We start from the raw sequence: 21,533 nt of genomic DNA, 5'->3' as shown, positions 1-21,533 counted from the left end.
GCACACGGTACGCCCGTCGAGGTCGCCTGTGAATGGCACAATGACTAGGTGATAAGCAGGGGAAGCACTTCGAAGTATCGCGGGCCGGCGCCGGCGTCCACCACCAAGGTCCGTCTGGCGGGGTGGTCAATGCTGGTCGCCGCTCTTGTCCTGGTTACAGGCTGCACGGCCACACCCGGGCCTCCAACCACCCCGGTGGGGTCCACCGCTCCGGGCGCCAGCAGTGGCGCAAGCTCGCCCGTCAGCCCTGGAGCCAGCGCGTCCGCCAGCGCCGCGGAGGCCCCTTCCAACACTGCAGATCCAGCTGTGGCTGCAACGACATCAACCGTCGAGTCCACGCTTAAGAACCTTGTGGCCGGGAATCCCAAACCGGACAGGGAGGCGCTGCGTGCCGCATTGGTATCTGCAGGAATTCCCCAGGAGAATATCGAGGTATCAGTCAGCCGCACACCCACCGGCCTTGACGTTGACGCCATGGAAGCGGCCACCCTGGCCGGGAAATCCTGCGTTATGGGGCAGATACGCGATGGCGGCGTTGTGGTCACGGTGTTGCCCGTGCTCTCAACCGGAAAATGCTTCGTAGGAGACGCCCGCTAGCCCGGCCTCAGGCAGCGAATGTGAGTTATGTACGCCTACCCATTAGATTTAAGGGCATGGCGGAATTCATTTACACGATGACCAAGGCTCGCAAGGCCGTTGGCGACAAACTTATTCTGGACGACGTCAGCATGTCGTTCTACCCTGGCGCGAAGATCGGCGTCGTGGGCCCGAACGGTGCTGGCAAGTCCACCATCCTGAAGATCATGGCCGGTTTGGACACCCCTTCCAACGGCGAGGCCCGCCTGAGCCCCGGTTACACCGTGGGCATCCTCCTGCAGGAACCGCCGCTGAACGAGGAGAAGACCGTCCTGGGCAACGTCCAGGAAGGCGTTGGCGAGATCTACGGCAAGATCCAGCGCTTCAACGAAATCTCGGAAGAGATGGCCAACCCGGACGCGGACTACGACACGCTGCTTGATGAAATGGGCAAGCTCCAGGAAGCCATTGACGCTGCTGACGCCTGGGATATCGATTCCCAGCTTGAGCAGGCCATGGACGCCTTGCGTTGCCCGCCTGCAGACGCCGACGTCACCGTCCTTTCCGGTGGTGAGCGCCGCCGCGTAGCACTGTGCAAGCTCCTGTTGCAGAAGCCGGACCTCCTGCTCCTTGACGAGCCCACCAACCACCTGGACGCCGAGAGTGTGCTGTGGTTGGAGCAGCACCTTTCCCAGTACCCCGGCGCAGTACTTGCCGTCACCCACGACCGGTACTTCCTGGACCACGTGGCTGAATGGATCGCGGAAGTGGACCGTGGCCACCTTTACCCCTACGAGGGCAACTACTCCACCTACCTGGAGAAGAAAAAGGCCCGCCTCGAGGTCCAGGGCAAGAAGGACGCGAAGCTCTCCAAGCGTCTTAGCGAAGAACTTGAGTGGGTGCGCTCCAACGCCAAGGGCCGCCAGACCAAGTCCAAGGCCCGTCTTGCACGTTACGAGGAAATGGCCGCAGAAGCCGAGCGGACCCGCAAGCTGGACTTCGAAGAGATCCAGATTCCGCCGGGACCGCGCCTGGGCTCTTTGGTCATCGAGGCCAAGGACCTGAAGAAGGGCTTCGACGACCGTGTCCTGATCGAAGACCTCTCCTTCTCCCTTCCGCGCAACGGCATCGTCGGCGTGATCGGTCCCAACGGTGTGGGCAAGTCCACGCTCTTCAAGACGATCGTCGGCATGGAACCCCTGGACGGCGGTGAGCTCAAGATCGGCGAGTCCGTGAAGATCTCCTACGTTGACCAGTCCCGTGGCGGCATCGATCCCAACAAGTCACTGTGGGAAGTAGTCTCCGAAGGCCACGACTTCATCCAGGTCGGCCAGGTGGAAATGCCCTCACGCGCCTACGTTTCGGCGTTTGGTTTCAAGGGCCCGGACCAGCAGAAGAAGGCCGGTGTCCTCTCCGGTGGTGAGCGCAACCGCCTCAATCTTGCACTGACGCTCAAGCAGGGTGGCAACCTCCTGCTCCTTGACGAACCCACTAACGACCTCGACGTCGAAACCCTCAGCAGCCTGGAAAACGCGCTTCTCGAATTCCCGGGCTGCGCCGTCGTGGTCTCGCACGACCGCTGGTTCCTGGACAGGGTGGCAACGCACATCCTCGCCTACGAAGGTGATGATGAGAACCCGTCCAAGTGGTACTGGTTCGAGGGCAACTTCGACTCTTACGAGGAGAACAAGGTGGAGCGCCTGGGCCCGGATGCCGCCAAGCCGCACCGGGTGACGCACCGCCGCCTGACCCGCGACTAACCACCGCCGCTGGCAGTACAGAACAGCTGGCAGTACAGAACACAGGAAGGCCGGTCCCACGGGACCGGCCTTCCTGCGTGTGATTCCGAACTGCGTGAGCGTCCGAACGCTATGGAATCCGCACCATACCCTCCTGCGCCACGGTGGCAACATGCACGCCGTCGCGGTTGAAGATCCTGCCCGTGGCCAAACCCCGGGCACCCTGGGCGCTGGGGGACTCCTGCACGTAAAGCATCCATTCGTCCACCTTGACCGGCCGGTGCCACCACATGGCGTGGTCCAGGCTGGCTACGCTCATGCCCGGCGTCATCCAGGACAGACCGTGTTTGCGGAGGATGGGCTCCAACAGTGTGTAGTCGCTGGCGTAGGCCAGGGCTGCGATGTGCAGTTTGGGGTCGTCAGGGAGCGGACCCATGGTCTTCATCCACACCGCATTGGTGGCCACATGCTCGCTTGGCGGGGATACGTAAAGCGCGGGGTCGATGTGGCGGACGTCGAAGGGCCGCTCGGAGGACATGTGCCGGGCCAGCGGGTGGTCGAAGTGGGACAAGAGCTCGGCTGTGCTTGGGAGGGTTTCCGGATCCGGGATGCCTTCGGGCATGGTTGCCTGATGGTCCAGGCCGTTGTCCTCCACCTGGAACGAGGCGATCATCGAAAGGATCGGGACGCCGTCCTGGTAGGCGTGCACGCGGCGGGCGGAGAAGGAACGGCCATCACGCAGCCGTTCAACGCCGAAGGTGATGGGCTTGTTGGCATCCCCGGGGCGCAGGAAGTAGCCGTGCATGGAGTGCGCCACCCTGTCCGGCTCCACGGTGCGCATGCCGGCCATCATCGACTGCGCCAGCACCTGGCCCCCAAAAACACGGTGCCGGGGCTGCTTTTGGGACGGACCAAGGAAGATGTCCTCGTTGGTCCGGGCTCCGTCGAAGTCACCGAGGTCCAGCAGGCCGATAAGCACTTCCATGGGGTCTTCTGCGGGTGCTTCCACCTGGAGGCCAGTGTTCGTCTCAGTCATGGTTCGACTTTAGACGCCACCCCGACCCCTCTCAACCGGGGACATGCCGGTAGAGTCGATCATGTGACAGACGTCTTGACCCAGTCCTTCCGCTTCGCCGATCCCCGTGACCTCGCCGATTTGCGGACCTTCGCCACCCGGGCAAAAAGCATCGACGACGGCGCCATCCGCCTCCAGGCGGCAGGCAACGTCCTCGCTGCCTATGTATGCGTCTTGCGGCCGCGCATCCTGGGTGAATCCACGCCGACGATCCTTGGCTTGAGGACAATGGCGCTGGCTGAACCGGCTCACGCGGATGTCACCGTAACGCTCGCGTCCGTCATGGACCGTTTGGCCCGCTCCGGTGCCGATGATGTGGAACTTCCCATCCCACCGTCGACCGTTTCGGAGTCATGGGCCGGAGTTGGTGCGCCACGCAGCGGCTGGGAGGCGCTGGGGACATTGTCCGACGCCGACCTCAAGTCAGCCGCGGAAGCAGGCATCGCGGAGGTGGCCGGCGTCATTCCGACCGCGGCAGGTGCTGCGGTGGTCAACACTGCAAGGGCTGCTGTCTGGGGCCGTGAGCTTCCCGACGGCGGGGGCCTGCCTGCCGGGTCCGCGTTTGCGGCCTTCGCCCTTGGATTCCTGGGCGATGGTGCGCAGCAGGTCTTCAGGAATGGTCGGTGGTACCGGCTCAGCGGACCCCGCGGCCATGTGCTGGTACGCACAGGCGCGGGGCTCGGCCTCGGTTTTCCGGGCTAGTTCCGGGGAGCTGCCGAAGGGCTGTTGACCATGGTCAGTGCGGCCCGTTCCATGTAGTCCCACAGGGTTCCCTCATGAAGGGGCGACAGGTCCAGAGCGTCCACGGCCGTCCGCATGTGGAACAGCCAACGGTCCTTGGCTTCGGGCGTCACTTGGAAGGGCATGTGGCGCATGCGAAGACGCGGGTGGCCGCGCTCCTCGCCGTAGGTGGTGGGCCCACCCCAGTACTGTTCGAGAAACATCAGGAAGCGGCGCTTCGCCGGCCCAAGGTCCTCTTCCGGGTACATGGGGCGCAGGAGCGGATCAGTGGCCACACCGTCGTAGAACACGTCGATGAGCTTCACGAACGTTTCATGCCCGCCGACGGCGGCATAGAAACTGTCCGTGTACGCAGGCTGGCTGAAAGGGTCGTTTTGCATCAGCTGGCGTCGGGGACCCGCCTGCGCCGGCTGGGGCTCCCCGCCTGCAGTGTTACTCATTGGACTTCTCCTCGGCTTTGGTGACGCGCGATGCGCCAGCTGTGACGGGCGCTGCTGAGGCGCCTGGTTCGTCGCTGTTGTCGGGTGACTCCAGCGGCACGTAGTCCCCTTGGGAACGGTTTCCGACCCTCAGGATCTCACCGTTCCGCAGGTACCAGATGGCTCCGTCTTCCGCGCGGACGCGGGTGATCCTCAGTCCAACCGACTCAACGGTACCAACCACTTCGCTGGTGACGATCACGTCGCCGATCCCGTACTGGTCCTCGATGGTGATGAAGATGCCGGCGAGGAAGTCGCGGATGAGCTGTTGGGCGCCGAAGCCGATGGCGACACCCAGGATCCCCACGCTGGTCAGCAGGGGCGCGACGTCCACATTCATGAACTTGAGGACGTAGATGATGACGATCACCACCACCACGACGCTTACCAGGCTGGTGAGCAGCGAGCCGATGGTTTCGGCGCGCTGGGAACGCCGCTCATGGTCCAGGGCGCGGATGGCGGGCTGGACCCATTTGAAATGCGGCTTCTTGAAGAAGGAACTGCCGGCAGATACGCGCCGCGTGATGCGCAGGATGATGAAGCGCGCCACGATCCACACCAGCAGGCCGATGCCTACGGTAATGAGGATCGAAACGAGGTCGATCTTTTCGGGTTCGATGTTGATGGCTTCCGCAAGGGGGATAAAGGTCAAAGTGGAATAACTCCTTGTGGTCGGCCCGTGTTCGCCGGGCGCGGAACACTCTGTCCACGTTTAACCCTAGCGCCGTAGCGTGACGGTATGCGCATCCTGGTCCTGGGCGGCACCGCCTTCCTGTCAGCAGAAATCGCCCGGCAGGCAGTTGCCGCCGGTCATGACGTCACCTGTTTTGCCCGGGGTACTTCATCGAACCCGCCCGACGGCGCCACGTGGGTGCGGGGGGATCGCACCTTGGGTGCCGCGGCCTATGCGGAGGTGGCAGACAGCTGGGACGCGGTGGTGGACGTTTCCAGGGATCCGGTCCAGGCACGCGAGGCCTTGGAGGTGCTGGGACCTGTCGCGGAGCACTGGACGTTCGTCTCCAGCTGTTCGGTGTATGCGGACCACTCAGTACCTGGCGCGGATGAAAGCGCGGCCCTGCTGCAGCCGCTGCCAGAGGGGCATACGGCTGGCCCGGAAAGTTATGGCGAGTCCAAATCAGCCATCGAGCACCTGACACTGGGCCTGGTGGGGGAGAAGGCGCACATCGTCCGGTCCGGACTCATCGGCGGCCCAGGGGACGGTACGGACAGATATGGCTACTGGCCGGCCAGATTCGCTGCGGACAGTGACACGGTGTTGGTTCCGGACATTCCCACCGCCGCAACCCAGATCATTGACGTCCGGGATCTCGCAACCTGGATCCTGCGCTCGGCCGAAGGCGGGCTGACGGGAACGTACAACGCCTTGGGCGATGTTGTTCGCTTCGGTGACTACATCACCGAATCCCAACGGATTGCCGGGGCCGAAGAGAGTGATGTTATCCGTCCCTCCGAGCACTGGCTCGTTGAGCAGGGCGTGGACTACTGGGCAGGACCGGACTCACTGCCCTTGTGGCTTCCCCCGGGGCACGATGGCTTCCAAGCCCGCTCCAACCGTGCGGCACGGGATGCGGGAATGACCTTGCGCCCATGGCAGGAAACCCTGGCCGCCACGCTTGACGACGAGCGGATGCGGGGACTGGACAGGGAGCGAAAAGCAGGCCTTGGCCGCGGGACCGAACAAAGGCTCGTGGCGCTCTGGCGGGAGCTGCAGCGTTAGGCCGCGGCCGCCGTCGTGATCGGTTCATGGAGGACCGGGAAGTTGACGCTTCGCGCAATGAAGCAGACCTGGTTGGCCTCATGGTGAAGCTGCGGCATCAAAGCAGCGTGCGCGGCATCCACGATGGTGACATGGGGCCGGAGCGTCACATTCTCGAATTGCCCGCTGCCGTCACGGTTGAGTTTCATGAGCCCTTCGGCGTTGTCCTCATAGCCGGTAACCACCACTCCGTGCTTGACGGCTACGTGCAGGAAGGACAGCATGTGGCACTGCGAGAGCGCAGCAAGCAGCAGTTGCTCCGGGTTGTAGCGCGTCCGGTCGCCATGAAACGTGGGATCGGCCGACCCCTTGAGTGTGGGAAGTCCGCGGATCTCGACGTCGTGGTCCCGTGAATATGAGCGGTAGCCCGCTGTGCCCTCTCCGAGGTTCCCGGTCCAGCGGACAGTCAGCGCGTAGTGGTGTTCGTTCAGGCCCATGCGGACAGTCTAGTCAGGCACAACGGACTGTCCGCATGGACCCCGCGGGCTGGTCCTAGACGTCGGCCGCCCTGGCGCGAAGGGCGCGGGCCACTCCGTCACGGTTTTCCAGCATCATGCGGCGCAGGGCTGCGTTTTCTTCGGGAAGTCCGGCCAGGAACGCGTCGGTGCGGTCTACCGTAGCCTGCGTGGTGAGCTGGGCCGGGTAAAGCCCCACCACGATCTGCTGGGCCAGTGCGTGGGTGCGTTCCTTGACGATCCCGGGCACGGCCTGGAAGTACTTCTCCGCGTAGGGTTCCAGCAGGGAAGTGTCCGGGACGCGCATGAAGCCTGCCACCGCTGACGACTGAAGTGCGTTGGAAAGTTCTCCCTTGACCACGATCGACTCCCAGGCCGCTGCCTTGGCTTCCGGGGTGGGAATGGCCGCCTTGGCCTGCGCGGCAGCGTTCTGGCCGTTGGAGGTGTTGTCGCGGGCGAGTTCTTCGTCGATGCGTTCCTGGCCTTGGCGTCCGCCAGCCACCAGCGCGGTCAGGAGCTCCCAGCGCATGTCCTGGTCGACGGTGAGCCCTTCCAAGGTTTCGATCCCGTCCAGGAGGGCTTGGAGACGGTCCAGTTGTGCCTCGCTGCGTGCCAACTGGGCGTAGGACTTGGCGAATTGCAGCTGGGCGTCGGAGCCGGCTTCCACGCTCGAAGCAAGTTCCCAGAGCCTGTCCGCTGCTGCGATGGTGGTCGCGGCTTTATGTTCCGCGGCGACGTAGTAGGTCAGGGTGGTGGCGAGCTGGCGGAGCTGGACCAGGATGACCGAAGAGTCGGTCTCGTGGGCAATATTGGCCAGGATCAGGTCCACATAGCCGCGGGCCGGGGTCTCACCGTCGCGGGCTGCATCCCAGGCTGAGCCCCACACCAGGGTGCGGGGCAGGCTGGCTGCGAAGTCCCTCAGGTGTTCCTTGGCTGTGGCGAGGGAGTGCTGGTCCAGGCGCACCTTTGCATAGGCGAGATCGTCGTCGTTGAGCAGGATCAGATCCGGGCGAGCTTTGCCCACCAGTGCGGGCACATCGGTCCGGGGACCGTCGACGTCGAGTTCTTCGCGATGGGTGCGTTCCAGCTTGCCTTCGCCGGAGAGCGTGTAGAAGCCGACGGCGAGGCGGTGCGGACGCAGGGTGGGTTGCTCATCGATGGCGGTCTGCTGGATTGAGAAAGCAGTGATGGTGCCTTCAGCATCGACGGTTACCTCGGGTGAGAGGGTGTTCACGCCTGCCGTTTCGAGCCAGAGCTTGCCCCATTGGTCGAGGTCACGGCCCGAAGCGGCTTCCAGTTCCACCATGAGGTCTGCGAGTTCGGTGTTTTTCCAGGCGTGCTTGGCGAAGTAGGTTCGGACACCGACCATGAACTGTTCCGGGCCTACCCAGGCCACCAGCTGGCGAAGTACAGATGCGCCCTTGGCGTAGGTGATGCCGTCAAAGTTGACCTCGACGTCTTCGAGGTTGTTGATCTCGGCGAAGATCGGGTGCGTGGTGGGCAGCTGGTCCTGCTTGTAGGCCCAGGACTTCTCCACCGAAGCGAACGTGGTCCAGGCCCGGTCGAATTCGGTGTTCTCCACGGCCGCAAGGTGTGACATGTATTCGGCGAAGGACTCGTTGAGCCAGAGGTCGTTCCACCAGCGCATGGTCACCAGGTCACCGAACCACATGTGGGCCAGTTCGTGCAGGACAGTGATGGCGCGCCGTTCGATCTGCGCGCCGGTGACCTTCCCGCGGAAGACGTAGCCTTCGAGGATGGTGACGGCGCCGGCGTTTTCCATGGCGCCGGCGTTGAATTCCGGCACAAACAACTGATCGTACTTCTCGAACGGGTAGGGGCAGCCGAACTGGGCCTCGAAGAACTCGAAACCCTGGCGGGTCAGTTCAAAGATGTTGTCAGCGTCGAGGTACTGCATCAGGGATTTGCGGGCGAACACTCCCAGGGGAATGACCCGGCCGTCGGAGCTGGTGACCTCTGAACGGACCGACTGGTAAGGCCCTGCGATCAAGGCAGTGACGTAGGAGGAGAGCCGGGGGGTCGGCGCGAATTTCCATACGGAGCGCGCGCTGCCATCTTCCGCGGCAGGAGCCTCAACGGGAACAGGAGTGGGGGAGTTGGAAACAACGTCCCAGTGCGACGGCGCCGTGACCGTGAACGTGAAAGCCGCTTTCAGATCGGGCTGCTCAAAGACGGCGAACATGCGCCGGGAATCCGGAACCTCGAACTGCGTGTAGAGGTACGCTTCCCCATCCACGGGGTCCACGAAGCGGTGGAGGCCCTCGCCGGTGTTCATGTAGGGCGCATCTGCCACGATCGTCAGTTCATTCTCAGCAGCAAGCCCCGGCAGCTGGATGCGGACGCCGTCGGAGACCTCCGCTGGGTCCAGGTCAGTGCCGTTCAACGTCACGCTGTGGACGGTGTGCGTGATGGCATCGATGAACGTCGAGGATCCCGCCTCGGCAGAAAACCTGACCACGGTGGTGGAGCCGAAAACCTCCGGGCCGCGGGTCAGGTCCAAGGTGACGTCGTAGGAGTCGACAGTGAGCAGTTCGGCGCGGTTCGCGGCTTCATCGCGCGTGAGGTTCAGGCCTGGCAAAGTAGTGCCTCCGGAGATCGGGATGACCGGCCGGTCCGCCGGCCGCTGGTATGAAGTTATTCTTTCACTCCCACGACGGAAGGCAAGGAGTGGACACCACAGTGTCGCTCCCACGGAGTAGCGTTGGAATATGGGATCGATCCGGGAAAACCTCGACGTCCGCGCCTTAAGGTTCGCGGTGGCCTTTCCTCTGCTGCTTGCCATCGGCTTCGTGGTGTGCGCCCAAATGCTCCGCAATGATCTCCCCAACCCCGTGGCGGTCATGTGGAGTGCCGACGGCGGCACGTCCTTCGCGCCGTTCGGCGCCTATGTGGCAGTCGGCGCGGCGCTCATCACCTTGTGCGGTTGGGCAGTGTTCCTGCAGGCTGTCCCGATTTCCCGGCCCGTGATCATGCGGCGCGTCATGATGGGTATCGGCCTGATGGTCAGCCTGTTCATCACCACGGTCCTGGCGGCCGGCCTGGTGGGCCAAAGCGGGGCTGCCGACGCCCGCGAGTCCCATGTCGACCCGATCGTGCTGGCTATGGGCAGTGGAGCCGCGTTGGCCCTTGGAGTCGTCATGATGTTCGCGTTCAAACCGGACCCCCGGTGGACGCGGGAAGATGACGTGGCCCTCCAGAAAGAGCTGCGCCTCCTGGCGGATCCGGAGCTGGCCCACGACAGCCTCAGGATGTGGGTCCACGCCCGAAGTTCGGTGTTCGTCATGATCATCGTTTCGGCAGTGTTCCCTGCTGCTTTGATTGCGGTCGCAGTGCCATGGCTCGGCGCCCTCGTGGCCGCGGCGGCGCTGGTTGGTGCCTGTTTTCTGTTTGCCAGGGTGCGGGCGGACAGGGGAGGCCTGCAGGTCTTCGCAGGAGGCATCGTACGGGTCCTGACCGTTCCCGCCGTCGAGATCGCTGCGGCTGCTGCCGCGGAGGTCAAAGCCGCCGACTATGGCGGCTGGGGCTGGCGGCACCATGACGACGCCACCGCCATGCTGGTGGGAAGCGGCCCGGCCGTGGTGGTAAAGAAACTTAACGGTGGCCGCGTCGCTTTAAGCGCAGGTACGCGTGCCTCAGCCGACAAACTTGCCGGAATTCTCAACAGGGCTGCCCGTCGGGCCCACGATGACGGGCAGGCCCAACAACCGCGGTAGCGGTAACCTAGGTAGCGCATCCCTCAACGCCGCGCCCCGGCATGTGCTGTGCCGCTGCCCAGTGCCGAACCGGCGCGCCAGATAAGAATGGACTTCCCGTGACAACACCCCGCGTCCACATCGCTACGGACCACGCTGGAATGGAACTGAGCGCCCACTTGGTCAACCACCTCACTGCGAAGGGCTACGAAGTAGTGGATCACGGGCCCAAGGAATACGACGCACTGGATGACTACCCGTCGTTCTGCATCAACGCCGCCCTTGCGGTCGTCGCTGACCAGGAGGCCGGGGTTCACGCGCTTGGCATTGTCCTGGGTGGTTCGGGAAATGGTGAGCAGATTGCCGCCAACAAAGTGAAGGGTGTCCGCGCAGCCTTGGCCTGGAACCTCTCCACCGCAAAACTGGCCCGGGAACACAACGACGCCAACGTCGTAGCCGTCGGCGGCCGCCAGCACACTGTGGAAGAGGCCACGGAGCTGATTGAAGCCTTCCTGCAGGAACCGTTCAGCAACGACGAGCGCCATGTCCGCCGCATCGGCAAGATCGCTGTGTACGAAACCACCGGCGAAATCGTCCAGTAGTGCCGGAAGGACATTCGGTCCATCGGCTGGCCCGCCAATTCCAGGATGTTTTTGGCGGGCAGCGCCTGGAAGTCTCCAGTCCCCAAGGACGTTTCGTGGCCGGCGCAAGCCTGTTGACGGGACACACCTTGGAGGAAGCTACGGCCCACGGGAAGCAGTTCTTCCTCCGCTTCGACCACGGCCTGTTCCTCCACGTGCACCTGGGCCTGTACGGAGCCTGGAGTTTTGGCGGAGACAGCACATTCACTGGTTCCTCAAGCATTGGAGCTCCGCGCCGCATCGGGGAGCGGGAGAGCGGTTCAGGCGCGGACGGTGGTGACTACGCCGGTCCGCCGGAGCCCGTGGGTGCCGTCCGAGTCAGGCTTGTCTCAAAACACGGCTGGGCTGATCTCCGTGGTGCCACCACATGCGCGGCGATCACTGCTGCCGAGGCGGAATCCGTGCTGGACCGCCTGGGGCCCGACCCCCTCCAAAACCGGCCCGGGGACCGCGAGGAGTTCATCGCCCGCCTGCGCCGGCGCAAGACCGCTGTAGCACTGCTGCTGATGGACCAGTCCGTGTTGGCCGGGGTGGGAAACATCTACCGCGCCGAAGTGCTGTTCCGGCAGGCGGTGGACCCGTGGACGCCCGGAACAGGTATTGATGTCGAGACCGCAGGCCGGCTGTGGGACGACACAGTGGCAACCATGTCCGATGGCGTCCGCGATGGCCGGATTGTTACGACACCTCCGTCACTCTGGACCGGCGGCGGCGTCTTGGCGCCCGACGCCGATGCCCACTTTGTCTATAAGCGCGAGGGAATGCCCTGCCGCGCTTGCGGGACGCTGGTGGGTGTGACGGAAATCGGTGCCCGCAAACTCTATTGGTGCCCCGGCTGCCAGGTCTAGGTTTCTGCCGGATCTGAACAGAAACAAAGCTGCACAGAAAGGATCCGGAACAGAAACGATCCGGAACAGCACCGACTCTCAACAGAAAAAAGCGCCCCCGATCCGTGGATCGGGGGCGCTTTGCCTGGAGGGGACGACGGGAATCGAACCCGCGTAATCAGTTTGGAAGACTGAGGCTTTACCATTAAGCTACGTCCCCAGGAGGAATATCCTGCTTGAGGACAACTTCCCGGTGGCTGTTGAAGCCGGGTACAACTAAACCTAATTCCGGCGGCGGTGTCAAATGTGCATTCCCGGCCCGCTTGCCCGTAGACTGTCCTGTGCGTTCGGGGTGTAGCTCAGCTTGGCTAGAGCGCCTGCTTTGGGAGCAGGAAGTCGCAGGTTCAAATCCTGTCACCCCGACTCTGTGTTTTGTGTCCGATTCCGGGACACGACAGAACCCCATACCCACAAAATCAGGAGTACTTAGACTGTGAAGAGCGCTGTCGAGAACCTCACCGCAACGCGGGTCAAGCTCAACGTTGAGGTTCCCTTTGAGGAACTGAAGCCGAGCATCGATGCCGCGTACAAGACCGTTGCTTCGCAGATCCAGGTTCCCGGATTCCGCAAGGGCAAAGTTCCCTCCAAGCTCATCGACCAGCGTGTCGGCCGAGGCTACGTCCTGGAGACGGCCATCAACGATGGCCTCAACGGCTGGTACCAGGCTGCAGTCCAGGAAACCGGCGTCCGCCCGCTGAGCCGTCCTGAGGTTGAAATCACCGAGGTTCCGGATCCGTCCGCAACCGACGGCGAGCTCAAGTTCCAGGTGGAGATCGATGTCCGCCCCGAGATCGAACTGCCGGACTACGCCGGCATCAAGGTTGAGGTTGCTGCTGCTGAGTCCTCCGACGCCGACGTTGACAAGTCCCTCGACGAACTGCGCGGCCGCTTCGGCACGCTGAAGACCGTTGAGCGCCCTGCCAAGAACGATGACTTCCTCACCATCGACATCACCGCCACCATTGACGGCGAAGAGATCGATTCCGCTGCCGGCCTGTCCTACCAGGTAGGCGCAGGCACCATGCTCGAAGGCCTGGACGAAGCCGTTACCGGTCTGTCCGCCGACGAAGAAGCCATCTTCGACACCACGCTTGTTGGCGGCGACCACGCCGGCGAAGCTGCCCAGGTGAAGGTCGTTGTCAAGGCCGTCAAGGAGCGCGAGCTTCCCGAGGCCGACGACGACTTTGCCCAGCTCGCTTCCGAGTTCGACACCCTTGCAGAGCTCCGCGAGGACCTCGCCAAGCAGGCGGCCGACTCCAAGGTTGTGGAGCAGGGCGTCGAGGCCCGCGACAAGGTCCTGGACAAGCTCGTTGAGCTCGTTGAGGTTCCGGTTCCGGACTCTGTCGTCGAAGAGCAGATCGAGGCCCACTTCAACCCGGAGAACGCCCACGGCGAAGGTGACCACGACACCGAGGAGCACCGCGCCGAGGTCAAGGCCAACACCGAGCGCGCCTTCCAGAACGAAATCATCCTTGACGCCATTGCCGACAAGGAAGAAGTAGAAGTCAGCCAGAACGAGCTGATCGACTACATCGTCACCACGGCAAGCCAGTACGGCATGGACCCCAACCAGTTCGCCCAGATCATTGATCAGAGCGGCCAGGTTCCCATGATGGTTTCCGAGGTTCGCCGCCGCAAGGCCCTGGCCGTTGTACTGGGCCAGGCCGAGGTAGTCGACACCGAGGGCAACAAGGTTGACCTGACGGACTTCGTCCGCCCCGCCGGAGAAGCCGCAGCCGAAGAAGCTGCAGCTGTTGAAGCTTCGGAAGAAGCAGACGCTCCTGCCAGCGACGACCCCGCAGCAGTGAAGTTCTAATTCGCGACGCAGGCCGACCCCGGATCAGTTGATCCGGGGTCGGTTTTCTTTAAGGCCGAACAGTGGCGCTGAAGGCAAACGTGCGCCGTCAGCGAACAGCGCGATTCCGGCGAACAAATCACCCCGGAAAACGGTTAGTGTCCAAGTAGTGAAGTTCAGTGAGGTCACTGGCACCAGCGAGAGGTAAGTACTTATGTCACAGCAATCAGAGGCTCCCCGGATGGCAACTGTCGATCCCGCAGCCCAGGACAACTACATCTACAACCGCCTGCTGAAAGAGCGCATTATCTGGCTCGGCTCTGAAGTGCGTGACGAGAACGCCAACGCCATTTGCTCCCAGCTCCTCCTTCTCTCGGCCGAAGACCCGGAGAAGGACATCTACCTGTACATCAACTCGCCGGGTGGTTCCGTGACGGCCGGTATGGCCATCTACGACACCATGCAGTTCATTCCTAACGATGTTGTCACCGTGGCCACCGGCCTGGCAGCTTCCATGGGCCAGTTCCTCCTTTCCTCCGGAACCAAGGGCAAGCGTTACGCAACCCCCAACGCCCGCATCCTGATGCACCAGCCTTCCGGCGGCATCGGCGGAACGGCCTCGGACATCAAGATCCAGGCGGAACTGATCCTGCACATGAAGAAGGTCATGGCGGAGCTTACGGCCGAGCAGACCGGACAGACCGTGGAGACCATCCTCAAGGACAACGACCGCGACAAGTGGTTTACGGCCGCAGAGGCATTGGAATACGGCTTCTTCGACAAGATCTCGGCGCACGCCGGTTCTGTGGCCGGTGGCGGCGGTACGGCCAACCAGTCGAACTCCGAAAACTAATCCGGCACCAAAGAACCACTGAAACCCCAGGAGTAAGAACATGAACTACAACTTCGGATGGTCTGCCGGTAACCTCCCGTCCAGCCGCTACGTCCTGCCCCAGTTCGAAGAGCGCACGCCCTACGGCTTCAAGCGCCAGGATCCGTACACCAAGCTGTTCGAGGACCGCATCATCTTCCTCGGCGTGCAGGTTGACGACGCATCTGCCGACGACATCATGGCCCAGCTGCTGGTCCTTGAGTCGACGGATCCGGACCGCGATATCACCTTGTACATCAACTCGCCGGGCGGCTCCTTCACGGCCATGACGGCCATCTACGACACCATGCAGTACATCCGTCCGGAGATCCAGACGGTCTGCCTGGGCCAGGCAGCCAGCGCCGCCGCGGTCCTGCTCGCGGCCGGAACTCCCGGCAAGCGTCTTGCACTGCCGAACGCCCGGGTCCTGATCCACCAGCCTGCCCTCTCCGGCGGCCAGGGCGGCCAGGCCTCGGACCTCGAGATCCAGGCTGCGGAGGTCATGCGCATGAGGACCTGGCTTGAAGACACGCTGGCCCACCACTCGGGCCGCACCTCCGAGCAGGTCAATAACGACATCGAGCGTGACAAGATCCTGACGGCGGCCGAAGCCATGAACTACGGCCTGATCGACCAGGTTCTTGACTCCAGGAAGATCAAGCCGCAGGCAATCGCCCGGTAGCACACGGAATACGACGCCGGTGCGGTTCGCGAAATATGGACCGCACCGGCGTTCTGTTTCCACGCAAGCAGCCCATTGTGACCTAGAGTGGATGGTGTCACGGTGGTGCCAACCGCGGCTTGGCCGCACACTTGAGTACGGCGCGGAGCCGCATCACCCGCATGCAACGAAGGGATTCCCACATGGCTCGGATTGGTGAGAGCACGGATCTGCTGAAGTGTTCTTTCTGCGGAAAGAGCCAGAAGCAGGTGCGGAAGCTGATTGCCGGGCCCGGTGTGTACATCTGCGACGAATGCATCGAGCTGTGCAACGAAATCATCGAAGAGGAACTGGCCGAGGTCTCCGATCTCGGAAGCTTCGAGTTGCCCAAGCCCCGCGAAATCTTTGATTTCCTGCAGGAATATGTCATCGGCCAGGAACCCGCCAAACGGTCGCTCGCGGTAGCGGTATACAACCACTACAAGCGCATCCAGGCCGGGCATGCACCCAAGACCGGCAGTTTGGGCGAAGGGCCCCATCACGAGGATGTGGAGATCGCCAAATCCAACATTCTGCTGATCGGCCCCACCGGCTGCGGTAAGACCTATTTGGCCCAAACCCTGGCCCGCCGGCTGAATGTCCCGTTCGCTGTCGCAGACGCCACGGCCTTGACCGAAGCAGGCTACGTCGGAGAGGACGTTGAAAACATCCTGCTCAAGCTCATCCAGGCCGCTGACTACGACGTCAAGAAGGCCGAGCAGGGCATTATTTACATCGACGAGATCGACAAGATCTCGCGAAAGAGCGAGAACCCTTCGATCACCCGGGATGTGTCCGGTGAGGGTGTGCAGCAGGCCCTCCTGAAAATCCTGGAAGGCACTGTGGCCTCTGTACCTCCCCAGGGCGGCCGAAAACACCCGCATCAGGAGTTCATCCAGATCGACACAACCAATGTTCTCTTCATTGTGGCGGGCGCCTTTGCCGGCCTGGAGGACATTATCGGCTCCCGGTCCGGCCGGAAGGGCATTGGCTTCGGTGCACCACTGAACGAAGCCAGGGACAATGTGGATACCTACGGGGAAGTCATGCCCGAGGACTTGCTGAAGTTTGGACTTATTCCGGAATTCATTGGCCGGTTGCCTGTCATCACCACCGTGTCGAGCCTTGATCGTCCGGCGCTGATCCAGATCCTTTCCACGCCCAAAAACGCGCTCGTGAAGCAATACCAGAAGATGTTCCAGCTGGACGGCGTGGAGTTGCAGTTCGACCAGGACGCCCTGGATGCCATAGCGGACCAGGCGCTCGAACGGGGCACCGGCGCCCGTGGTTTGCGGGCCATCATGGAAGAAGTGCTTCTCCCGGTCATGTTCGATCTGCCCAGCCGGGACGACATCGCGACGGTGGTCATCACAGCCGATGCAGTATCCAAGAAAGCCCAGCCCACCATGATCGCCCATGACGTGGTGGCAAAGCGGCGGAATAAGTCTGCCTAAACTGCCGTTGGCAAAAAGGAGCGGCTTGGTTGCGAGCCGCCTTGAAAAAGCCACGTTTCCACTCTTCCGAGGAGTTCCCCTGTGTCCGAACAGCTTGTGTCTGAAGTGACCGCGTCCGACAACACCGTCAACAAGGCAGATTTCTGGTTCGACCCGGTCTGCCCGTTCGCGTGGATTACGTCGCGTTGGATCGGGGAAGTCGAACAGGTGCGCGGTATCGAGACCGAATGGCACGTAATGAGCCTTTCCGTCCTGAACGAAGGCCGCGATCTACCTGCCGACTACAGGGCCATGATGGACGACAGCTGGGGACCGGTCCGCGTGATCGTTGCTGCGCAGGAGCTTCATGGCAGCAGCTACGTCAAGCCCCTCTACGACGCCATGGGGGAGCAGATCCACCATGAGGGCAATAAGGACCGCGCATCCGTGATCCAGAAAGCCCTGGCCGACACCGGGCTTCCCGCGGACCTGGCACGTTTTGCCACTTCCGATGAATACGATTCCAAGCTGCGGGCCAGCCACGAGTCCGGAATCTCGTTGGTAGGGCAGGACGTCGGAACCCCCGTGGTCGCTGTCAACGGCACTGCGTTCTTCGGCCCCGTACTCACCCGCATTCCGCGTGGCGAGGAAGCCGGGAAGATCTGGGATGCAACCGTGACCCTGGCCGGCTACCCGCACTTCTTCGAGTTGAAGCGCAGCCGCACCGAAAGCTCTGAATTCAACTAACCGCTTGTTGCCCTCCAGAGGACACGGCCGGGCTACTTGAGGAATCGTGAGGTCCGGCGGTCGGCCAGGATCTTACCGTTGGTCTGGCAGTGGGGGCAGTATTGGAGGGAGGTGTCCGCGAAGGACACCTCCCTTACTGTTTCTCCGCACACAGGACACGGCAGGCCCGTCCGGGCGTGTACGCGGAAGTTGCTGCGCTTGGTGTCTTTGAGTTCGCTGGATGGCTTCCCGGCTGCCGCGTTGACGGCGCCGACCAGGACCTCCTGCAGTGACTGATACAGCCGCGCCACGGTCTCTTGGTCCAGCGACTTCGCTATGGCGAAAGGGGAGATCCTGGCGGCGTGGAGGATCTCGTCACTGTAGGCGTTGCCGATTCCGGCTATGACACTTTGGCTGCGCAACAGACCTTTGATCTGCTGTGGACTGGACTTCAGAATCGCGGCGAATGCAGCCTCATCGAAGTCCGGGCTCAGCGGCTCGGGACCGAGTGTTGCGATGCCTTGAACTTCCTGTGGGTCCCTGACCACATAGATGGCCAGGCTTTTCTTCGTCCCGGCTTCGGTGAGGTCCATTCCGATGTGGGCGTCGTCGCTGGCGCGGTGGAACAGCAACCTTGCCGAAATGTTGCTCTTGCCCATCCGCAACCCTGCCGAAGACGGGTGCTCCGTGTAGCGGACCCAGCCCGCCTTGGCCAGGTGGAACACGAAAAAGAGTCCGCCCAGGTCAACGTAAACGAACTTTCCGATCCGTTGCACCCCCTGGACTGTCCTGCCTTCGAGGGCGGTGTAGGGCGGGTCGGCGGTCTTGAGTGCCGAGAAGGAGTTGATGCGGACCTCAGTCAGCGTGGCTCCGTGGAGTTGGGTGTCCAGGTACATGCACAGGCCGTGCACTTCGGGCAGTTCCGGCATGGACATTACTTTGCCACAGGTGGTTCCGGATCGGCAGGATAACTACAGGATTGTAGTTATCCCGGAGCCCTTGCGTGTTGTCTTTTGCGGTACAACAATGGTTCTTACCCACTTCGAAAGAAGAGGGACACGGAAACCAAAGATTCAGTGATATGCAACCAACGCAGCCTTTGGCACAGTTGGAAGCAAGCTACCAGTGACGAGGTAGGAAGACCTGAAATTCCAAGGATTCCGCCAGACTGTCAAGTCGTCAACAGACAGCCGAAAAGTCGAAGCCCCACCAACGGCAAAACGCTGATGGGGCTTCCCCTTTGCCCGGATACTGCCGGGCTCACCTCGGCCTTAAGAGGCTGGAGTCTCCTCGGCAGGTGCCAGGACAACGTCGCTGACCGTCAGTTCACCTTCGCCGGACTGCAGCGTGATTTCCTGCGCGTTAGCGGCCGCCTTCAAGTCGCCCAGACCCGCCTTCAGCTGCGAGACCAGAATCTCCGAAGCTGTAATGGATGCTGAGAGAACCTCGGTGCGCTGCTTGACCTTGGCCTCGGACTTTGCCTTGCGGATGCCGCTCAAAGCGATCCCGACCGTGCCCAGCATGGTGGTGTCGCCGTCGGTGATTTCCAGGGCGGCGGGCCATTCGGCGCGGTGGACCGAACCTGTCCGCCACCAACCCCACACTTCTTCGGTGGCGAAGGGCAGGAAGGGGGCGAAGAGACGAAGCAGTGAGTCCAGGGCCGTTGCCAGCGCGGCCAGTACGGAAGCCTGCTCGGACTCGCCGGCCGCCCCGTAGGCGCGGTCCTTGATCAGTTCGACGTAGTCGTCCGTGAACTGCCAGAAGAACGATTCCGTGATCTGGAGCGCCCGGGCGTAGTCGTAGTTGTCGAACGCCTTGGTGGACTGCGCGACGACGTCGGACAGCTGCGCCAGCAGCGCACGGTCCAGGGGGTTCGTCAGCACCGCGAGATCGGTGGTCACCACAGAGTTCTCGGTGGCCCCGAGGTTCAGCACAAACTTGGAGGCGTTCAGCAGCTTGATGGCCAGACGGCGACCAATCTTCATCTGGGCAATCTCGTATGCCGTGTCGGCGCCGAGCTTTGCCGAAGCGGCCCAGTAACGCACAGCATCCGAACCGTACTCGTTCAGCACGTCCGTGGGGACAACGACGTTGCCCTTGGACTTGGACATCTTCTTCCGGTCCGGATCCAGGATCCAGCCGGAGATCGCTGCGTGCTTCCACGGTGCGCTCTTCTGCAGGGCGTCAGCACGCACTGCCGAGGAGAACAGCCAGGTACGGATGATGTCGTGGCCCTGGGGGCGCAGGTCGAAGGGGTAGACCTTGGAGAACAGTTCCTCGTCACGGCTCCAGCCGCCCACGATCTGCGGTGTCAGCGATGACGTTGCCCAGGTGTCCAGGACGTCCGCATCGCCGGTAAAGCCGTTGGCCTGGTCGCGCTGCGACTCGTCGAAACCGGGTGCGGCGTCGGCTGCCGGATCCACGGGGAGCATGTCGTCCGAGGGCAGGATCGGGTGGTCGTAGTCCGGGTTGCCTTGCGCGTCCAACGGGTACCAGACGGGGATGGGCACACCGAAGAAGCGCTGGCGCGATACGAGCCAGTCGCCGTTCAGGCCGGCGATCCAGTTTTCGTAGCGGGAGCGCATGAAGGACGGGTGGAAGTTGATTTCCTGGCCGCGTGCGATCAGGCGCTCACGGCGTTCCTCGTCGCGGCCACCGTTGCGGATGTACCACTGGCGGGAGGTGACAACTTCGAGTGGCTTGTCGCCCTTTTCGAAGAAGTTCACCGGGTGGGTGATCTTCTTCGGTTCGCCATCGAGCAGGTCTGCTGCCTTGAGCAGTTCTACTACGGCTTCCTTGGCGGAGAAGGCCGTCTTGCCCGCGATCGCGGCATACGCTTCCTTGCCGGCGTCGGTAGTGATCCATTCCGGGGTGTCGGCGATGATGCGGCCGTCGCGGCCCATGATGGCGCGTGTGGGCAGCTGGAGTTCGCGCCACCAGGTGACGTCGGTCAGGTCACCGAACGTACACACCATGGCGATGCCGGAACCCTTCTCCGCCTTGGCGAGCGGGTGGGCCTTGACCTCAAGTTCCACGTCGAAGACCGGGGACTTCACGGTCTTGCCGAAGAGCGGCTGGTAGCGCTCGTCGTCGGGGTTGGCCACCAACGCGGCGCAGGCAGCCAGCAGTTCCGGACGGGTGGTCTCGATGAAGATCTTTTCGCCGTCTTCGGTGAAGAACGGGTAGCGGTAGTAGGCGCCGGCGACTTCGCGGTCCTCGAGCTCGGCCTGCGCCACAGCGGTACGGAAGGTCACGTCCCACAGGGTGGGTGCCTCGGCCATGTAGGCGTCGCCCGCAGCCAGGTTGGCCAGGAAGGCGCGCTGGGACACGGCACGGGAGGTGTCGTCAATGGTGCGGTAGGTCAGGTCCCAGTCCACGGACAGGCCGAGGGTCTGGAACAGGTTCTCGAAGACCTTCTCGTCCTCAACGGCGAGTTCCTCGCACAGTTCGATGAAGTTCTGGCGCGAAACGACGTCGAAATCGCGCTGGTTCTTGGCCGGCTGTGCCGGGGGAGTGTAGTCCGCCTTGTAAGGGATGGCGGGATCGCAGCGCACACCGTAGTAGTTCTGGACGCGGCGCTCGGTCGGCAGCCCGTTGTCATCCCAGCCCATGGGGTAGAAGACGTTCTTGCCCGTCATCCGCATGTAACGGGCCTGGACGTCGGTCTGGGTGAAGGAGAACATGTGGCCCACGTGGAGCGAGCCTGAAGCCGTCGGCGGGGGAGTGTCGATCGAGTAGACCTGCTCCCGGGTGGTGTCCGGATTGAACTTGTAGGTTCCCTCTTCAAGCCAGCGCTGCGTCAAGGCAGCCTCAAGGCCTTCAAGGGCCGGCTTGTCGGGAACGTTAATGGGGGCGGTGGCGGGCGTGTCTGTACCCTGCGTTGATTCAGCCATGGACCAATTGTTTCATGGCCTGGCGTTACAAC

20 protein-coding genes and 2 tRNA genes are annotated in these 21,533 nt (G+C 62.7%); 13 read left to right on the top strand and 9 right to left on the bottom strand.

The genetic code is table 11. The features are described 5' to 3' along the window. Positions 1-44 precede the first annotated feature (44 nt). On the bottom strand, positions 45-293 hold the full coding sequence (locus tag PV760_RS06645; protein WP_079582167.1) for a hypothetical protein: 249 nt from the start codon (positions 291-293) through the stop codon (positions 45-47). Positions 294-306: 13 nt separating this feature from the next. On the opposite strand from PV760_RS06645, the gene PV760_RS06640 reads away from it, so the two are divergent. Together PV760_RS06640 and ettA are read left to right on the top strand one after the other, a co-directional pair. Next, positions 307-597, top strand: coding sequence for a DUF6993 domain-containing protein (locus PV760_RS06640; protein WP_227453651.1), 291 nt, complete (start codon positions 307-309; stop codon positions 595-597). A gap of 56 nt (positions 598-653) precedes the next feature. Next, positions 654-2,336, top strand: coding sequence for an energy-dependent translational throttle protein EttA (gene ettA / locus PV760_RS06635; RefSeq protein ID WP_018777845.1), 1,683 nt, complete (start codon positions 654-656; stop codon positions 2,334-2,336). A gap of 109 nt (positions 2,337-2,445) precedes the next feature. On the opposite strand, the gene PV760_RS06630 is transcribed toward ettA, so the two are convergent. After that, entirely contained in the window at positions 2,446-3,351 is a 906-nt protein-coding gene (locus tag PV760_RS06630; protein ID WP_055972341.1) for an acyl-CoA thioesterase, read from the bottom strand. 63 nt (positions 3,352-3,414) lie between these two features. On the opposite strand from PV760_RS06630, the gene PV760_RS06625 reads away from it, so the two are divergent. Beyond that, positions 3,415-4,092 carry a DUF8185 domain-containing protein gene (locus PV760_RS06625; protein WP_018777843.1) on the top strand — a complete coding sequence of 226 codons (678 nt, stop codon included), beginning with the start codon at positions 3,415-3,417 and terminating at the stop codon, positions 4,090-4,092. Here PV760_RS06625 and PV760_RS06620 read toward each other — a convergent pair. Together PV760_RS06620 and PV760_RS06615 are read right to left on the bottom strand one after the other, a co-directional pair. Beyond that, entirely contained in the window at positions 4,089-4,571 is a 483-nt protein-coding gene (locus PV760_RS06620; RefSeq protein WP_018777842.1) for a globin, read from the bottom strand. The genes PV760_RS06625 and PV760_RS06620 overlap by 4 nt on opposite strands. Next, positions 4,564-5,262: a mechanosensitive ion channel family protein gene (locus PV760_RS06615; protein ID WP_018777841.1), complete on the bottom strand. Its 699-nt coding sequence runs from the start codon at positions 5,260-5,262 to the stop codon at positions 4,564-4,566. Before PV760_RS06615 ends, PV760_RS06620 begins: the two co-directional genes overlap by 8 nt. A gap of 87 nt (positions 5,263-5,349) precedes the next feature. Here PV760_RS06615 and PV760_RS06610 point away from each other — a divergent pair, with 87 nt between their 5' ends. Beyond that, entirely contained in the window at positions 5,350-6,348 is a 999-nt protein-coding gene (locus PV760_RS06610; RefSeq protein ID WP_018777840.1) for an NAD-dependent epimerase/dehydratase family protein, read from the top strand. Here PV760_RS06610 and PV760_RS06605 read toward each other — a convergent pair. After that, complete coding sequence (locus PV760_RS06605) at positions 6,345-6,824, bottom strand: OsmC family protein (RefSeq protein WP_018777839.1); 480 nt, start codon at positions 6,822-6,824, stop codon at positions 6,345-6,347. The two genes, PV760_RS06610 and PV760_RS06605, sit on opposite strands and share 4 nt — an antisense overlap. A 55-nt stretch (positions 6,825-6,879) precedes the next feature. Further along, positions 6,880-9,441 (bottom strand): aminopeptidase N, encoded by a 2,562-nt coding sequence (gene pepN, locus PV760_RS06600; RefSeq protein ID WP_354627382.1) that lies wholly within the window; start codon positions 9,439-9,441, stop codon positions 6,880-6,882. 130 nt (positions 9,442-9,571) lie between these two features. Between pepN and PV760_RS06595 the strand changes: the two genes are divergently transcribed. The 3 genes from PV760_RS06595 (at position 9,572) to PV760_RS06585 (ending at position 12,044) form a co-directional block, all read left to right on the top strand. Then, on the top strand, positions 9,572-10,576 hold the full coding sequence (locus PV760_RS06595; RefSeq protein ID WP_039241778.1) for a hypothetical protein: 1,005 nt from the start codon (positions 9,572-9,574) through the stop codon (positions 10,574-10,576). 98 nt (positions 10,577-10,674) lie between these two features. Then, on the top strand, positions 10,675-11,157 hold the full coding sequence (locus PV760_RS06590; protein WP_026267179.1) for a ribose-5-phosphate isomerase: 483 nt from the start codon (positions 10,675-10,677) through the stop codon (positions 11,155-11,157). After that, positions 11,157-12,044, top strand: a complete 888-nt coding sequence (locus tag PV760_RS06585) for an Fpg/Nei family DNA glycosylase (protein ID WP_079582170.1) — start codon at positions 11,157-11,159, stop codon at positions 12,042-12,044. The genes PV760_RS06590 and PV760_RS06585 overlap by 1 nt, the downstream gene beginning before the upstream one ends. Positions 12,045-12,169: 125 nt before the next feature. On the opposite strand, the gene PV760_RS06580 is transcribed toward PV760_RS06585, so the two are convergent. Further along, a tRNA-Gly gene (locus PV760_RS06580) sits at positions 12,170-12,243 on the bottom strand. A 128-nt stretch (positions 12,244-12,371) separates the two neighbouring features. On the opposite strand from PV760_RS06580, the gene PV760_RS06575 reads away from it, so the two are divergent. The 6 genes from PV760_RS06575 to PV760_RS06550 all read left to right on the top strand — a co-directional run bounded on the left by PV760_RS06575 (position 12,372) and on the right by PV760_RS06550 (position 17,629). Then, a tRNA-Pro gene (locus PV760_RS06575) sits at positions 12,372-12,446 on the top strand. A gap of 70 nt (positions 12,447-12,516) precedes the next feature. Next, entirely contained in the window at positions 12,517-13,899 is a 1,383-nt protein-coding gene (gene tig / locus PV760_RS06570; protein WP_018777834.1) for a trigger factor, read from the top strand. A gap of 220 nt (positions 13,900-14,119) precedes the next feature. Then, positions 14,120-14,731, top strand: coding sequence for an ATP-dependent Clp protease proteolytic subunit (locus PV760_RS06565; protein ID WP_018777833.1), 612 nt, complete (start codon positions 14,120-14,122; stop codon positions 14,729-14,731). Between the two features lie 40 nt (positions 14,732-14,771). Further along, on the top strand, positions 14,772-15,431 hold the full coding sequence (locus tag PV760_RS06560) for an ATP-dependent Clp protease proteolytic subunit (protein ID WP_018777832.1): 660 nt from the start codon (positions 14,772-14,774) through the stop codon (positions 15,429-15,431). A 182-nt stretch (positions 15,432-15,613) separates the two neighbouring features. Then, on the top strand, positions 15,614-16,903 hold the full coding sequence (gene clpX, locus PV760_RS06555; protein WP_018777831.1) for an ATP-dependent Clp protease ATP-binding subunit ClpX: 1,290 nt from the start codon (positions 15,614-15,616) through the stop codon (positions 16,901-16,903). An 81-nt stretch (positions 16,904-16,984) separates the two neighbouring features. Then, complete coding sequence (locus PV760_RS06550) at positions 16,985-17,629, top strand: mycothiol-dependent nitroreductase Rv2466c family protein (RefSeq protein ID WP_354627381.1); 645 nt, start codon at positions 16,985-16,987, stop codon at positions 17,627-17,629. Positions 17,630-17,661: 32 nt separating this feature from the next. Here the strand turns inward: PV760_RS06550 and PV760_RS06545 are convergent, their stop codons facing one another. Both PV760_RS06545 and valS read right to left on the bottom strand, forming a co-directional pair. Continuing rightward, complete coding sequence (locus PV760_RS06545; protein WP_354627380.1) at positions 17,662-18,537, bottom strand: Fpg/Nei family DNA glycosylase; 876 nt, start codon at positions 18,535-18,537, stop codon at positions 17,662-17,664. 342 nt (positions 18,538-18,879) lie between these two features. Further along, positions 18,880-21,501 carry a valine--tRNA ligase gene (gene valS, locus PV760_RS06540; RefSeq protein WP_354627379.1) on the bottom strand — a complete coding sequence of 874 codons (2,622 nt, stop codon included), beginning with the start codon at positions 21,499-21,501 and terminating at the stop codon, positions 18,880-18,882. Positions 21,502-21,533: the final 32 nt, after the last annotated feature.

The organism is Paenarthrobacter sp. CC6, from assembly GCF_040560085.1.
GTDB classification, from domain to species: Bacteria; Actinomycetota; Actinomycetes; order Actinomycetales; family Micrococcaceae; genus Arthrobacter; species Arthrobacter nicotinovorans.
Note: the sequence above shows the minus strand (reverse complement) of the source record. Positions and strands in the feature narration are given on the sequence as shown.